Raw genomic sequence first — 15,675 nt, 5'->3', positions numbered from 1 at the left:
CTTTTTTGTGGTAATATTACTATAGTTTGATTAATAATTACAATTTAGGAATAAACATGGAAACGATGAATTCCTTTTTGAGTAAACACAAAGCATTTTTTTCACAATATAAAGAGCACTTTCTTGAATTTTTCCGTTCTTCCATTTTAGAAAAGCCACCAAAAAATAGTAAACCCCTCTCATCTGGAGCAATCAACACCATAGCAGAAAAACTCTACCTTATACTTTTCACACCTGGTACATCCGATAGAGAGCAAAAAATTATCAATTTTGCATATATGCTGGCACAAAATAGATTTAATATCCTTCCACCTCTTACAAAATCTCTTCTTAAACTTTTGCAAGATTTTATTGGCATTATTCTCCAAAAAGAACACCATAATCACCTTGATGTCTCTATAATGATTCAACTCATAGATAATTATATTGTTGCTTTTCAAAGAGGATATACAAAATTTTTTGAAGAGCAACAGCAAGAGTTACGCTCATTAAAACATGAAAATGATAAAAAAGAGCAAGAGATAATCTTGTCGATTTTAGAAAAAATAAAAAGACAAAACAGCCAAATAATTCTACTCGATTTTTACAAACAGGTACCTATATCTTGCAAAGCCAAAATCAGACTATTAAAAGAAGATACAATTGTTGTCGATATAGCAGAATGCAATTTTAAAATTTTTCATCATGACAAAGAGCTTTTTATAAAAACAGATCTTATAGACAAGCCAATAAAAACTAAAATAAAAGAGATCAAAGATTTTGACTATGTTATCTTAGACTCTTTTTGCTTTGAAGAGCTCCCACAGGAAAAAAGAAAATTTGTACGTGTTCAGCCAAAAGAGTCTATTCCTATAACTATTACATCTTCTCAATGCCAATGCAGTGGGGTCATTCAAGATATCTCCATAGGAGGAGCAGGTATTATCTGTAGTAATATTTCTTCATGTAATAAACGGGACAGCGTTACTCTCCAGTTTGCATTAGAGAATAAAAAAATTGTAATAGAAGGGGAGATTCGCTACCTCGACGAGGAAGCGAAAAGATTGGGTATACAATACAGTTTAGATGTAGAATTTGAAAACTTTCTTGCCGAATATATCCTGCATAGGCAGTTTGAAATCATCAAAGAGATACGTATATAATTAAAGGTTTCTAATATCAATAAACTCTCCGCTTGGAAACTCCAAAAGTTTTCCAAAACTATCACTTAGCAATAAAGCAGCATCTGCTGGTGCAAGTCTTTGAGACTCTGCTAGGCGTTTTACTACAGGGAATTTCTCCCTATCAGCATGCTGTAAAATATGCTCCATCATAGGAGTCTCTATAAGACCAGGAGCAAGTGCTGTAAGGTGTGTATTTGGCATCTCAGCAGCGTAGAGGCGAATAAGCATATTGAGAGCCGCTTTGCTCAGTGCATAGGCATTCCATCCCCTTGCTCCACTTACACTTGCACCACTACTGATAGCCACAACCTGCTTCACGGTACGCTTTTTAAAAGAGTCAAGCAGTACTTTATTTGCCCATACATTGAGATTCATAATCTCTTCGATCTCATGGATACTTGTGTCACTCATATCTTTGAGCTCCCCTAAAATTCCGGCATTTAAAATTGCTAAATCAAGCTCTGTTTGTGCTAGCAATTCTTCAACTGCTCCCTCTATCTTTTCCAAAGCATGTAAGTTCAGCTGTACAAAATGGAGATTTTCATATCCTTGCAAACTGCGGGGCAAAAAGCGGCTCAGGGCATACACCTCTTCCCCAGCTTCAACATAGAGTTTTGCCAATGCTTCACCTAAACCACTGCCAATACCTGTTATAAATATTTTCATTGATATCCTTTAGATTATATTTTTATAATTGTAACATTACCTATACATACATGAGTAAAATTTGTAGCATAAAATAGATGATTACATTACTAAAACTTTATTTCTTTTTACGGTGCTACATGGCACCGTAAAAATATTATTCAAAAAGAGTCAAATCAATTACTTTCAAACCACCAATTTCATCTGCAACATAAGCATATGTTCCATTCTTTGAAAGGACAATCCTATGAGCTCTTCCATTCGTAGCATAAGATCCAAGAAGAGTTGGATTTTGAGGATCACTTACATCTATAATTACTACCCCATTGCTATCATCTGCTACATACGCCTTTGTTCCATCATTTGAGAGGGCAACGTTCCAGGAAATTCCCCCTGTACCAGCTAAATTGTAGGAGCCAAGAATAGTTGGATTTTGAGGAACTTGGATATCTATGATAGTTAAACCCGAATCCCCATCTGCCACATATGCTTTTTTCTCATCTTGTGAGAGAACAACACCATAAGCAGATCTTCCTATATCACATGAACTAATCTGAGTAGGGGTTTGAGGATTGCTAACATCTATGATAGCTAAACCATGCCAGCCATCTGCCACATATGCCTTTGTTCCATCTCGTGAGAGAGTAATGCCATAGGCATATCCATCCGTATCATAGTGACCTATTTGAGTTGGATTTTGAGGGTTATTGACGTCAATGATAACTAAACCATTGGAATAATCTGCCACATATGCTTTTTTTCCATCATTTGAGAGAATAATATCCCATGCAGTTCCTGCTGTATCGTAGAAGCCAAGAAGAGTCGGATTTTGAGGATCTCTGATATCTAAAATAGCTAAACCTTTAGTGTAATTTGCTACATATGCATATTTTCTAATGCTTGAGAGAGCAACACCATGAGCATATCCCCCTGTACCAGACGAGCTAATTTGAGTTGGATTTTGAGGATTACTGACATCTATGATAGCCAAACCTTGCCAGCCATCTGCTACATACGCTTTTGTTCCATCTTGTGAGAGAACAATATCCAAAGCATATCCAGCTAAATTATAGGAGCCAATTAAAGCATTGCTTTTAAATGAAATGAAATTTTCCGGTTCGCTAACATCTACGATAACTAACCCATTTTCTCCATCTGCTATATATGCTTTTGTTCCATCTTGTGAGAGAGCTACACCATAAGCTGTTCCAGCAGTATCACATGAACTAATCAAAGTAGGATTTTGAGGATTACCAATATCTATAATAACTAAACCATTAGAAGAATCTGTCATATATGCTTTTGTTCCATCACTTGAAAGGGCAACGTTCCTGGAAATTCCGGCTGTATTAAAAGAGCCAAGAAGAGTTGGATTTTGAGGATTGTTAATATCTATAATAGCTAAACCGGCCTCATTTACCACATACGCCTTTGTTCCATCTTGTGAGACGGCTACATTCCAAACACCTGCTGCTGTATAATAGGAGCCAAGAAGAGTTGGATTTTGAGGATCTCTGATATCTATAATAGCTAAACCAGCCCCATTTGCCACATACGCTTTTGTTCCATCCTTTGAGAGAACAACTTGAAAAGCAATTCTTGCTATATTACATGAGCCAAGAAGAGTTGGATTTTGAGGATCTCTGATATCTATGATAAGCAAACCAACTCTATCTCCATCTGTCACATATACCTTTGTTCCATCTTGTGAGACGGCTACATCCCAAACACCTGCTGCTGTATAATAGGAGCCAAGAAGAGTTGGATTTTGAGGATCTCTGATATCTATAATAGCTAAACCGGCCCCATTTGCCACATACGCTTTTGTTCCATCATTTGAGAGAGCAACATCCCACGCAATTCCAGTTGTATCAAAGAAACCAATTTGAGTGGGGGTTTGAGGATTGCTGATATCTATGATAACCAAACCGTCTCTCCCATCTGCTATATACGCCTTTGTTCCATCATTTGAGAGGGCTATATTATGAGACTCTCCACCTGTATTATAGTGGCCGATTTGAGCCGAAAAGAATAGAGCTGGTATTCTTCCTAAATGAATAAGATCTATAATATCTTGTGCTTTTAATTTATAAATATGTGTAAGCCTATTTTTGTCATTGACTGGATCGAATTGGAGCATATCTTGTATATCTACAGTTCCATCTTGATTTATATCTTGTACAATCTTTACTATCGAATTTTGTAAAACTGTTTGAAAGTTTGCTTTATTGAAGTTATATTTTATCTGCTTGACAACGCTCTCATAGATTAATTCTGAAACTTGCGTGACTCTGAGATTATTTCCTGCAACCTTGATATCCTTTCCTTTTGCAACAAGCCTAATAGTTCCTCTATTGAGAGTAAAATGTGCATCTTTTATACCATTATCATCTGCATCCCAATCTTTACCCCCTACAACTTTAAAGAGATAGTACTCCTCATCATGAAGCTCATCTGCATGGATATTGAACTTTCCTATCTCATCGAGTGTATCTCCACTACTTGTTGTCTCATTCCATAAAGGAGTAAAGCTTCCATTATCTTCTATTTTATAGATAGTCACAGCAGCTTCCGCCAAATTTCCCAATTGTGCAGTCCCTACAGTTATATTACCTTGTGAGCTTGAGCTTTGTGAACTTGAACTTTGCGAACTTGAGCTTTGCTGAGCAGAGAAAAACTGCACACTCTCACCTGTAACTTTACAACCCAAGCCATCTAATCTATCAGTATGTCCATCACCATCTACATCATAGCTAAAGCCTTTTGTTACTGGATCTTGACCCGCAAGCTTATATACATTTTTGCAATTTCCCTCTTCATCTATATCAAATAAAATCCATCCAAAAGGTGTACGCTTATACTGCACCATATAATATTGAGGAGGATTTGGAGTAACATTTATCGGTTTCCAACCAAATATTCCCATTCTTTGCATATTCTCTTCACTTGTATCACCTAAAAGCTGATAGGTTTTACCACCATATCTGCTTGCAAATGTAAATGTCCAGTTAGATTTTGTATCACTGCTAAAGTGATATGAAGCAAAATAGCCTGTAATATCATATTTGCCACCATTGTTTGCAAGCACATCATGCTCTATTTGGCTGATAGGATCTGTATTACCTGCTGCCAAAAGATATGACACAAAGAGCAATCCAACCAACATTATGGATTTAAGGAGCTTTTGCATAATATCCTCCTTCAATATTTATTGATCTATATTAACTCAGTCTATATTAAAATTTTATTAGTTCATTAATAGTTATTTTTCAATATTTTCTTAACAAAATCTTGTTGACTTTTGAGAAAATATGTCTCTTTACACAATTGAACATATAATTGCAATACATCTTATATCATTATAAATTTTAATAAAATAGTTACTGTCTCAAGGAAGAGAATATAGTGTAAATAAAACTTTCCATAAATAAGTTGAAAAATATTCAATAGGATAGATTGAGAAAAATCTCAATCTATCTGAATATTTTTTCTATGGTAGCGCTGTACTATATCAGGATCGGGATGGAGAGAGACTTTTGCTTCTTCTTTTCCTTTATAAGGAATTTGAGAGAGCACATAGCGAATTGACTCGAGACGTGCGAGTTTTTTGTTATTAGAGTTGACTATAATCCAAGGACTATATGATGTGTGCGTACGGCTAAACATCTCCTCTTTATAATGCGTTATCTCATCCCATAACTCTTGCGCTTTCATATCAACTGGACTGAGTTTCCACTGTTTTAAAGGATTGTGCATACGCTCTTCAAATCGTCTTTTTTGCGTCTCTTTGGAGATAGAAAACCAAAATTTTATAAGCATTATCCCATCATCAATCAGCGCATGCTCAATCTCCGGCACTTCCATCATAAACTTCTCATACTGCTCCTTTGTACAAAACCCATATACTGGCTCCACAATAGCACGGTTATACCAGCTGCGATCAAAAAATGCAATTTCACCAGGATTTGGCAAATGCTGAAAATATCTCTGAAAATAGAACTGCCCTTTTTCTACTTCAGTTGGAGCAGGCAGTGCAACAACACGATACTTTCTGGGATTGAGATGCATAGTAAAGCGTTTGATTGAACCACCTTTTCCCGCTGCGTCACGCCCTTCAAATATAATCATAAGCCTCTTTTTATTTTCATATATCCAGTTTTGCATCTTAATAAGCTCAATCTGCAGTCTTGTAAGTTCATCTTCATACTTGATATACTCTATCGCTTTTTTGAGCTTCTTTTTCTTCACAAGTTGCTTGAGACCATTTTTGGTGCGCAATAGATGAAACTGCTGCTCTAAATTTTCGAGCTTTTCTTTGAGATCTGGTTCTTGGATCCGCTCTTTGAGATAGTAGATATCTTCAAAAATACTCTTCATATTACTCCTTTTTTTTGATTATAAATCTTTAAAACTAAATTTTTCATAATATATAAGTTTTTTACAATGGCTAGTTGAGAAGGTAATAACTAACAGGCACAGGAGTAAAAAAATACATTATCTTAAGCAAAGTTGTAATTATTTATAAGAGCCTATATTCTATAACCCTCTCTTTATACCATACTGAGGTTGTTTGACTCTATCTTAGCTACTTATTCCTCTTATCTGTCTCCTCTTTTTTGTCTATACTCTCTTGCAAGGTTTTATAAAGCTCTTGTAAAATTTCTACGAACTCTATTTTTCCTTCTTCTACTCCATCCATCAAAGATTCCAGCTCTTTAGTGTAGTTTTCGTTGACGAAGTAGTAGAGTTCTGGATGCTTTTTGATCTCCTCATAGACTGCTATCCCTTTTTTCGTAGCAAAGAGTATACCTCCTTTTTGAAAAATATAGCGTCTTTGCTGCAGTTTATCGATCGTTATAGCATACGTTGAAGGTCTACCCACACCTCGCTCTTTCATCATCCTGATGATTTGTGCGTAGCTGTAGCGTGGCACTTTACTTCTGGTGCTCAAACTCTTTTGTGCCTCTACTTCTCCCTCTTCAATATCTACAATATCCACTGGCCAAATGAGATTGTTCCCATCCTCTATGATTTTTTTGTAAAAGCTAAGCTCTGCCACCTGCCCAAGAACAGTGGCAATTGCATCGATCTGTAATACTTTTGCCTCTTTCATCTGTGAAGCAATGAAGTTGCGGAAAATGAGATCATAAAGTCTCAAGTGTACTTGTGTGATATTTTGATTTTGCAGTCGCATAAACTCTTCGAGTTCTTGGGCATCCATCGCTCTAGTGGGCCGAATAGCCTCGTGAGCACCCCCTTGGCTACTGTGAGGACTTGGTTTGTAAAACTCCTCTCCAAAGTGACTTGTTATATACTCTTTGGCAATAGCAAGTCCAGCGGGACTGACACGAATAGAATCGGTGCGGTGATAGGTGATAAATCCTGCTTCAAAGAGATCTTGCGCTAGCTGCATGGTACGCTGTGGCGAAAAGTGAAGTCTGGAAGCGGCATCGAAAAGCATTGCATCGGTAGAGTAAGGCAAGCGAAAAAGCTCTTTTTCATTTTGTTGGATAAACTCCAGTTTTATCTTTTGGAGATTTTCATAAAAGCTCTTTGCATCTTCTTCTTTTTCAAAGACAAATCCTGCTTCAAGCCCTCCAAAAGAGGTTGTAACCACATAGACCTTCTCTTTTGCCTCATACTCTCTTAAAACGATCCACTCCAACACCGCCGTTTGCACCCGCCCGGCACTGAGGCTTCTTTTGCCAAATTTTTTTTGTAAGAATTGTGAGATCTCAAAACCTATCCATCTATCGGCAACACGTCTGACTAACTGGGCTCTTACTCTATCCTCATTGACCTCTCTTGCCTCTTGTAAAGCTTCATCAAAAGCCCATTTAGTCACCTCATGAAACTCCGTACGCTTGATAGTGCTATTGAAAGGGCGGCTATTTAAAAAAAGATCGTATGCTATCTTTTCCCCTTCAGTATCGGGGTCGGTCGCAATAAAAACCTCCGATACTTCGATGTCAAGCTCCCTTATAGCCTGCATAATGCTCTCTTTTGTGGTGTCTATTGGCTCAAAAATCTCTACAAACTCAGGCTTGGTAAGAACGCCATGAAAACCCTCCTCTTTATTAAGATCAAAAACGTGCCCTTTCGAGGCAGTGATATTTAAGATCTTGTCCTCTTTGGCGATTTCATAAATCTTGATCCCTTTAGATTCTCTCACTAGTGGTTTACCGTAGAAGTTTGCGATAGTTCTTGCTTTGTTCGGAGATTCGACAATAACAAGGGCTGTTTTGAAAAAATCTTTTTGCTCTTTGAGTCCACCCGCCAAAGCTGCTCTTACCTTCTTGCGATCCTCATCGATTTGATATAGAATCTCTTTGATATCAACTTCACCGGCTCTTTTAAAAACAATCTCTTCACTAAACCATCTCACCTTCTTTTGCAAACTTACAAACGCTTTTTGGCTATCTACCAGTACGAAACTAAGCCCCTTGGTAAGCCCTCCTACAAAAAGGCGACTTGTACGCCCGCTCGCTTGGATATAGCCCGTCACATCGGCGGTGATGACTTTGAATGTATCATCTTTTACCAATGATACATCAGGACTTTTATTGATTTTTTGTATAAACTCCTCATTTAAAAGCTCTTGGAGCCAGTCGTAGATATGTTGAATCTTCTCTTGGGCTTGAGGGGTAAGCCTTTGTGCTGGAATAAAAGCCGTGCGTTTAAGATAGTCTATATATTTCAAGACTTGTGGGAAAAAAGGCTCAGATTTGAGTGCTGGCACAAGTGCAAGTAAAAAGAAGTAAAGCGAGCTTGTCTTTTGCAAATCGAGTTTAAATTCTAGCTTTGGAACCCCTACAAAAAGGGCGTATCGCACCACATCTGGCAGATCCAACCCACGGGCTAGAGGATTGCGATAGCTCGCAAACCCTACCACTACATCTATCTCTCCCTCTCGAAAGGCCTCTTCGTCAAACTCTTCATAACTTTGCGCTTTTACTCCCTCTTTTTCCAAAAAGGCTAAAAATTTACGCAGCTCCTCTTTTGTGGCGTTTGAAGGCAAAAAAAGAAGTCCCCCTTTTCCAAATTCTCGGATCCTCTCGATGCTTCTTTTCCAAAGCTCATCTGACTCTTCATAGATATCTTCGATGTTTCGTAGCGTAATACTTGGCCTGCTCACCTCAAACCCCAACAGCTCGCGAAAGAGCAAAACTCGTCGGCTCCTTGGATTTGCCGTGGCACTTGAGACGATGAGTGTGGCTTTACGTTTTCTTGCAATCGATTCTATCTCTTTTCTTTTACTCTCAAACTCCTCCCAATCGATATTTTTTTGTCTAACAAGGCGGCGTTTATAGTCAATAAATTCGAGAGTCTTTTGAATATCACTTTCATCAAATCCCAAAAGATATAAAACCTTGTCGATATTTTTGGCAGACTTCAAGATAGAGTCCACATCATCTACAAAAACAAAATCAAAAACCTGAGGGATGATAGAGTAGTTTTTATACAAAAAGGAGGTGGTAGTGATGAGAATAGAAAAATCGCCCTCTTGAATCTTCTCCTTTACAGCCTCCTTTTGTTTTTGGGATGCGTGAGAGTCATACAGTAGTGCATCTTCACCCATTTGTGCAAGGCGTTCATAAGCCTGCTTGGCCAACAATGCAGTGGGAAAAATTAAGTAGCTCTTTTTGCCGTGCGTTTTCAAAAAAGAGGCACTTATAAGTCCAAATGTAGTCTTGCCTACCCCTGTGGGGGCTAGAAGCGCAAAGGATATATCCAAAAAGAGCCGTTTTGCCCACATGAGCTGCAGCTCTCTAGGAGAAAAACCACTTCTTTGCTCAAAAAAACTTTCAAACTCACTTACTTCTTTTTGAAGGTTGCATATCTGTAAAAAGTCCCCCTCTTCTAATGCCTCACAAGGATTCGCCTCCTTGGGCAGGCACTTTTTACAAACTAGCCCTTTGAAAAGTCTCTCACTGCAGATGTCGCCCCCGCAGTTGGGGCACATCTTTTTATAGATAAGAGGAATCACTTATTTGCCTTGGGCTTGCAAATACTCTTTGATCTCTTTGAGAAGCTGGGCTGGAGTTTTGATAGGATAGACAAGTCCTTTTGCTACTGTAGATCCATCTACACCTTTAATGGAAATTTCCCTAAGACGCTCACCCAATACCTCATCACTTACAATAGGATAACCAATACCTTTTGTGTGTTTGAGCACAAGATATGCCCATGGTGATTCACATGATGCTGCTTGAAGCGCTTCACCAGCCATCGTATGGCAAAAATCAAGAATGGTTTGAGAATCTTGCCCCTCTTTGACAAGTCTGTAAGCAAGCTTTGCCACACCTCCTGCAGTATGGACTTTGAGTTCCTTTTTCTCTTGGGCGCTCAATTCATCAAGATGCTGGATCTTATACATCGCTTGGTCAGGATCTGCTCTGAGGATATTTCTTACAGTATTTCTCGTCAGCCCCACATATTCAGCTATCTCATCTTCTGGCTTGAGGTATTCTTCGCGTAATACTATTGCAAATGCAGCGCGCGCAAGGCTTGGAAGCCAAGTAAGTGTACGAAATTCAGCTAATTTTTTCAATCCTCCTAAGAGATCGATGCTTTTGAAAAAAACTCTCTCAACAAGTCTCTCCACACCCTTTTCATCAATATTTAGCGTATCTCCGGTTAAAATAATCATTTTTGCCTCCTTTTTTTATTCACCAATTGGAGCTAAAATTTTCACAAGCCCTGTTTCACTAATCTCCATGTAATGGGTCTTTGTATCGTGACCACTCATACGACATCCATCAATCCGAAAGAGTCGCACCACATCTCCCAGCTTTGCTTTATACATTCTTGCTTGATACTGACTAGAAATCAGCTCTTTTGCCAACACCATCGTACCGTCAACAATATGCCCCACTGCATATCCCCCCGCAGCCTCAGCACTGAGCTCCTCATGGCCGCTTCGCTTTTGGCTGACAAAAAGAGCCGTCTGATACCACTTTTTCATAAAATTAAAGACCCTTCGTACAATGGCTCTCGCCATCATCTCCTTGTTTTCAAAAAGCCCTGTTACAGAGTCAATAACAGTAAAGTTTATCTTATACTCCTTGATGGCATATGCAAGCGTTGCCAAGAGATCTGGCACATACTCACGAAGTTTGTAGTTGGAAGCTGCATCAATGAGAATGATATTGTCTTGGAATTCATCAAAATTGTATCCCATAGCTAAAGCTCGATATTTCAAAGAGGAAGCCACAAAATTTGCCGGTGTCTCGACAGTGATGAAGGCAACTTTCTCCCCTTTCCTCGCCTGCTCAATAGCAAACTGCTCCACCATAAGACTTTTACCTGTATCGCTCACTCCTGTAATGTTAAAGACGCTGTATCTGGGAATGCCTCCAAGAGAGACCTTCTGAAGCTTTCCCTTTACTTCCTTGACGGTAAAAAAGAGATCATCTAGTCCCTCAATTCCTGTTGGTACACCAATAAGTTCGGGCGCCTTTTCTAAAGCTTTTGAGCCAACATAGATAGCCTCTTTAATTACTTCTGGCTCTTGATAGCTATAATCTTGCTGGTTTTGGGACTCTTGGGCCATAGAGACTCCTTCGGTTTTTAAAAATTATAACACAGCTTTTTTCAAAGCAGTGCAACATAACTTGCAAAAAAATATTGTATTACTTATAATAGTAATACCAAAAGGAGTAATTATGAAAACAATTACACTCAAAACAGATGAAAAGCTTTTTGAAGAGATCACAAACCTCTCACGAAAACTCAAACTGAGCAAAAGCGAACTTATCCGAAGAGCCATAAAAGAGTATGAAAAAAAGATTGCTTTACAAAACATAAAGAGACAGATACAGCAAGCCTCACTCAATATAAGAAAAGAGAGTGCGAATATGATAGAAGATTTAGAAAATACTATCGATGATGGTTTAGAAAATGTATAAACGAGGAGAGATCTATCTTGCCAATCTCAATCCAAAAAGAGGCAATGAAGTAGACAAATTAAGACCTGTACTCATTTTTCAAACAGATTTTCTCAATGAGATTGAGCACCCCACAATCATTATACTGCCACTGAGTACAAAACTTATCAATAATGCCTATCCATTACGATTTCGCATACAAAAAAGAGATAGATTGGAACAAGATTCTGACATATTATGCGATCAAATCCGCGCCATTGATAAAAAAAGAATCATACCACAACCTCTTACTCATCTCACCCAAAAAGAGCTTTTTGCTCTAGAATATCAAATTACACTTATTTTAGGATTAAAGGATTATGCATGATCTCCCAATCAAAAAACCCTCTCATTAAAGACCTTGTCAATAGACTTCGAGATATTCGCATCACTCCAAAAGAGTTTCGGCACAACCTCAAACTCTTAGCTCAACTTCTCTGTATGGAAGCGTGTAGTTTCTCTCTTACCAAAAAGAGCATCCCTACATGGATTGGGCAAAAAGAGTTTAGTTTTATAGAGCAAGAAAATATTGTTGTCGTAGCAATTTTACGCGCAGCTCTTCCTATGCAAGAGGGGTTACTGGAGCTTTTTCCCTATGCAAGGGGTGGATTTTTAGCTATGAAACGTGATGAGACCACATTTGAAGCAAAACTCTACTATACCCGCTTACCTGATATTGAGGGCAAAAATATCATCATCGTCGATCCTATGGTAGCCACGGGAGGATCACTCAAAAGTGCTCTTGATATCCTCGCAGCAAAAAAACCAGCTTCTATCACAACTTTGCATATAGTTGGTGTCAAAGAGGGTCTAGAGTATACAAATGCTAACCATCCCAATGCCCATATCCATATCGCACAAATAGATGCATATCTCAATGAGCAAAAATATATTATTCCAGGTCTTGGTGATGCAGGGGATAGAGCATTTCACACCTAAAAATTGCGATAAGCAATAGGAAAGCTTGCTTTAAAGTTTTGCAAGAGCTTTCTCTTTTGCTCTGGTAGTGGTAACAAAGTTTTTCCCAAATTTATAAAGTTTTGTATATAGTAGGTTTTAGTGTATCCAATCTGTTCAAGAAGCGCTATAATCTCTTCAATATCCCTCTCATCTAAAAGATCTGTATGCACGGTAGTGCGCACCTGATAAGGAATACGATAGCGATTGAGAAGATGGAGACTCTCAATGAGATTTTCATAAGATTTTGATTTGGTAATTGCAAGAAATTTACTCTTGGGAGCTTTAAAATCGATAGCTATAAAATCTAGCAGATCTTTTGCTAAAAGCTGCTCTAACACCTGTGGAAGGCTTCCGTTGGTATCAAGTTTGATCTTGTATCCAAGATCTTTAATCGTAGCGCAAATAGTTTCTATATCTTTATGAATTGTTGGTTCTCCTCCACTAATAACCACTCCTTCAAGCAAACCTCTTCTTTTTTTTAAAAACTGGACTACTGCATTAAAATCTTTTTCATTCTTTCCATATACAATGTCTGGATTATGACAGTAGGGGCAACGCATATTACATCCAGCAAGCCAAAGAATAGCCGCTGGAGTATCTGGAAAATCTAGCAGTGTAAAAGAGGTAAGATCATAAATTTTTATACCATCGCCTTGCATTGCTCCTCTTTAAAATAGGTACGCTCTTTATGCTCTCCCTTTTTGCCTATGTTAAAACTCTCTACTGGTCTATGATATCCCATTACTCTTGTATAGACCATACATTTTGTGCGTTTATGTGCTAATTTTTTAAGAATTTCTTCTCTATACATCTTCTGCCTCCTTTAAATATTCTTGGATAAGTTCTTCATCACAGAGCGGACAAAACTCATGTTCCCCCTGTAAATATCCATGTTTTGGACATACACTAAAAAGTGGTGTAACTGTTATATAAGGTAACCGAAAATTTTCTATGACAGACTTGACAAGTTTTCTTGCAGCTTCAGCACTGCTGATCTTTTCACTCATATACAGATGCAACACCGTTCCGCCTGTATATTTACACTGCAGATCATCTTGCAGTTCTAGAGCTTCAAAGGGATCATCGGTAAAACCCACTGGCAGTTGCGAAGAGTTTGTATAATAGATATTTTCTCCAAAGCCAGCTTGCAAAATATCTGGATAACGCTTCTTATCCTCTTTGGCAAATCTGTAAGTTGTCCCTTCTGCTGGTGTTGCTTCGAGATTGTAAAGATTGCCAGTCTCTTCTTGATAGCTCTTTAATTTTTGGCGCATGAAATCGAGCACATCTTTGGCAAATTCTATGCCATAAGCAGTAGTAATATCCTCTTTATCATCTGTAAAATTGCGAATCATCTCATTTATACCATTCACACCAATTGTAGAGAAATGGTTATTAAAATCTTTGAGATACCGCTTGGTGTAGGGATAAAGCCCCCTAGCAAACATCTCATTAATAAAAGCTCTCTTCTTTTCTAGTGTACTTTTTGCTATATCCATAAGGCGCTTCAGCTCTTTAAAGAGTCCTACTCTATCTCCTTTAAAGCGATAGCCAAGACGCGCCATATTGATAGTTACTACCCCTATACTTCCTGTCATCTCAGCGCTACCAAAAAGTCCGTTTCCACGTCGAAGGAGCTCACGCAGATCAAGCTGCAGCCTGCAACACATACTTCTTACGGCATTTGGTTTATAGCTATCAGGGTTTTCTCTCTTTTCTCCAGTTTCTGGATCTATGATATATTGGCTACCAATAAAGTTTTGAAAGTAACTGCTCCCAATTTTTGCGGTATTTTCAAACAAAATATCTGTATTTTCTCCATACCAGTCAAAGTCTTCTGTGATATTCACCGTAGGGATTGGAAAAGTAAAAGGCTGACCTGTTTTATCCCCTTCAGTCATTACCTCATAAAAGGCTCTATTAATGAGATGCATCTCTTTTTGAAAATGCTTATAAGTAAGCTGCAAAGGAGAGGCTACTCCGCGCTCCATCGCTTTTTTTACAATTTTTGGATCATTTGCTACCTCTTCAAAGAGATGTCTATCATTTTTGGTTGGAATCTGATCAGCCAAATCTTGTGGCACAGTCCAGTCTATTGTGATATTGGTAAATGGGCTCTGTCCCCAGCGTGCAGGCACATTGAGGTTGTAAACAAAACTACGAATTGCCTCCTTTACCTCTTCATAACTCAAATTATCTTTAAATACATAGGGAGCTAGGTAAGTATCAAAGGAGCTAAAGGCTTGCGCACCAGCCCACTCACTCTGTAAAATCCCTAAAAAGTTTGCCATCTGCCCAAGGGCTGTGCGAAAGTGGTTGGGCGGTTTGCTCTCAACCCTTCCTCTTACGCCATTGAAGCCCTCATTGAGTAAAACTCTCAGACTCCATCCAGCACAATATCCTGTGAGGCAATCGAGATCGTGTATATGAATATCTCCATTTCTATGTGCAGCCCCCTCTTCTGGGCTATAGACTTTATCTAACCAATAATTTGCTATAACTTTTCCAGCCAAATTATTCACAAGTCCAGCATTGGAGTAGCCCGTATTGGCATTGGCATTGATACGCCAATCGCTTTTATTGATATACTCCTCAACGGCACTAGAAGTATTTATATAGGTGGTATCAGGAGTGAGTCCCAAGATCTGCTCTCGCTGCATCTTGTGCAAGAAGCGATAGGTGATGAAAGATTTCATCACATCAAAATAGCCAGCACGAAAGAGCTCATACTCAATGATATCTTGTATCTCTTCGACAGCTTTGACCTCATCAAAGCTAATGCGAATCAAAACACTCTCAAATACTTTGCGATCATAGGGAGTAAGCACACTATCAAAAGCAGCTTTTATCGCATCTTCAATCTTATAGGCACGAAACTCCTCGACACTCCCATCTCGTTTGATAATTGCTTTTGGAAACTGTAGATCCATTGCCACTCCTTTTGAAAAATTCTAACAAAGGAAAGTGGCAATTTTTAGGCG

13 protein-coding genes are annotated in these 15,675 nt (G+C 38.4%); 4 read left to right on the top strand and 9 right to left on the bottom strand.

Annotated elements, in window-relative coordinates:
* Nucleotides 1-56 precede the first annotated feature (56 nt).
* Nucleotides 57-1,142: a PilZ domain-containing protein gene (locus NITER_RS09200; RefSeq protein ID WP_084274838.1), complete on the top strand. Its 1,086-nt coding sequence runs from the start codon at nt 57-59 to the stop codon at nt 1,140-1,142.
* Here NITER_RS09200 and NITER_RS09195 read toward each other — a convergent pair whose 3' ends face one another.
* The 6 genes from NITER_RS09195 to NITER_RS09170 form a co-directional block, all read right to left on the bottom strand.
* Complete coding sequence (locus tag NITER_RS09195) at nt 1,143-1,829, bottom strand: SDR family NAD(P)-dependent oxidoreductase (protein WP_084274839.1); 687 nt, start codon at nt 1,827-1,829, stop codon at nt 1,143-1,145.
* A 136-nt stretch (nt 1,830-1,965) separates the two neighbouring features.
* Entirely contained in the window at nt 1,966-4,998 is a 3,033-nt protein-coding gene (locus NITER_RS09190; RefSeq protein WP_084274840.1) for an LVIVD repeat-containing protein, read from the bottom strand.
* A gap of 278 nt (nt 4,999-5,276) precedes the next feature.
* Nucleotides 5,277-6,185 carry a polyphosphate kinase 2 gene (gene ppk2, locus NITER_RS09185; protein WP_084274841.1) on the bottom strand — a complete coding sequence of 303 codons (909 nt, stop codon included), beginning with the start codon at nt 6,183-6,185 and terminating at the stop codon, nt 5,277-5,279.
* A 208-nt stretch (nt 6,186-6,393) separates the two neighbouring features.
* Nucleotides 6,394-9,795, bottom strand: a complete 3,402-nt coding sequence (gene rgy, locus NITER_RS09180; RefSeq protein WP_084274842.1) for a reverse gyrase — start codon at nt 9,793-9,795, stop codon at nt 6,394-6,396.
* On the bottom strand, nt 9,796-10,458 hold the full coding sequence (locus tag NITER_RS09175; RefSeq protein ID WP_084274843.1) for a bacterio-opsin activator: 663 nt from the start codon (nt 10,456-10,458) through the stop codon (nt 9,796-9,798).
* 15 nt (nt 10,459-10,473) lie between these two features.
* Nucleotides 10,474-11,361: a KaiC domain-containing protein gene (locus NITER_RS09170; protein ID WP_084274844.1), complete on the bottom strand. Its 888-nt coding sequence runs from the start codon at nt 11,359-11,361 to the stop codon at nt 10,474-10,476.
* Nucleotides 11,362-11,473: 112 nt separating this feature from the next.
* Between NITER_RS09170 and NITER_RS09165 the strand changes: the two genes are divergently transcribed.
* The 3 genes from NITER_RS09165 to upp are packed head-to-tail and all read left to right on the top strand — an operon-like array spanning nt 11,474 to nt 12,673.
* The gene (locus tag NITER_RS09165; RefSeq protein ID WP_084274845.1) at nt 11,474-11,716 is read left to right on the top strand and encodes a ribbon-helix-helix domain-containing protein; all 243 of its coding nucleotides are present in this window, start codon (nt 11,474-11,476) and stop codon (nt 11,714-11,716) included.
* Nucleotides 11,709-12,062, top strand: a complete 354-nt coding sequence (locus tag NITER_RS09160; RefSeq protein WP_084274846.1) for a type II toxin-antitoxin system PemK/MazF family toxin — start codon at nt 11,709-11,711, stop codon at nt 12,060-12,062. The genes NITER_RS09165 and NITER_RS09160 overlap by 8 nt, the downstream gene beginning before the upstream one ends.
* A complete protein-coding gene (gene upp / locus NITER_RS09155; protein WP_084274847.1) occupies nt 12,059-12,673 on the top strand; it encodes a uracil phosphoribosyltransferase in 615 nt (204 codons plus the stop codon). The genes NITER_RS09160 and upp overlap by 4 nt, the downstream gene beginning before the upstream one ends.
* On the opposite strand, the gene NITER_RS09150 is transcribed toward upp, so the two are convergent.
* Genes NITER_RS09150 through NITER_RS09140 form a run of 3 tightly spaced genes read right to left on the bottom strand, consistent with a single transcriptional unit; the run spans nt 12,670 to nt 15,624 of the window.
* Entirely contained in the window at nt 12,670-13,353 is a 684-nt protein-coding gene (locus tag NITER_RS09150) for an anaerobic ribonucleoside-triphosphate reductase activating protein (protein ID WP_084274848.1), read from the bottom strand. The genes upp and NITER_RS09150 overlap by 4 nt on opposite strands.
* Nucleotides 13,335-13,505 (bottom strand): anaerobic ribonucleoside-triphosphate reductase, encoded by a 171-nt coding sequence (nrdD, locus tag NITER_RS09145; RefSeq protein ID WP_143779614.1) that lies wholly within the window; start codon nt 13,503-13,505, stop codon nt 13,335-13,337. Before nrdD ends, NITER_RS09150 begins: the two co-directional genes overlap by 19 nt.
* Nucleotides 13,498-15,624 (bottom strand): ribonucleoside triphosphate reductase, encoded by a 2,127-nt coding sequence (locus tag NITER_RS09140; protein ID WP_084274849.1) that lies wholly within the window; start codon nt 15,622-15,624, stop codon nt 13,498-13,500. The genes nrdD and NITER_RS09140 overlap by 8 nt, the downstream gene beginning before the upstream one ends.
* Nucleotides 15,625-15,675 lie beyond the last annotated feature (51 nt).

Origin of the sequence: Nitratiruptor tergarcus DSM 16512, assembly GCF_027946175.1 — a bacterium.
Classification (GTDB): Bacteria; Campylobacterota; Campylobacteria; order Campylobacterales; family Nitratiruptoraceae; genus Nitratiruptor; species Nitratiruptor tergarcus.
The sequence above is the reverse complement of the archived record's forward strand: the minus strand, read 5'-3'. Positions and strand labels throughout refer to the sequence as shown.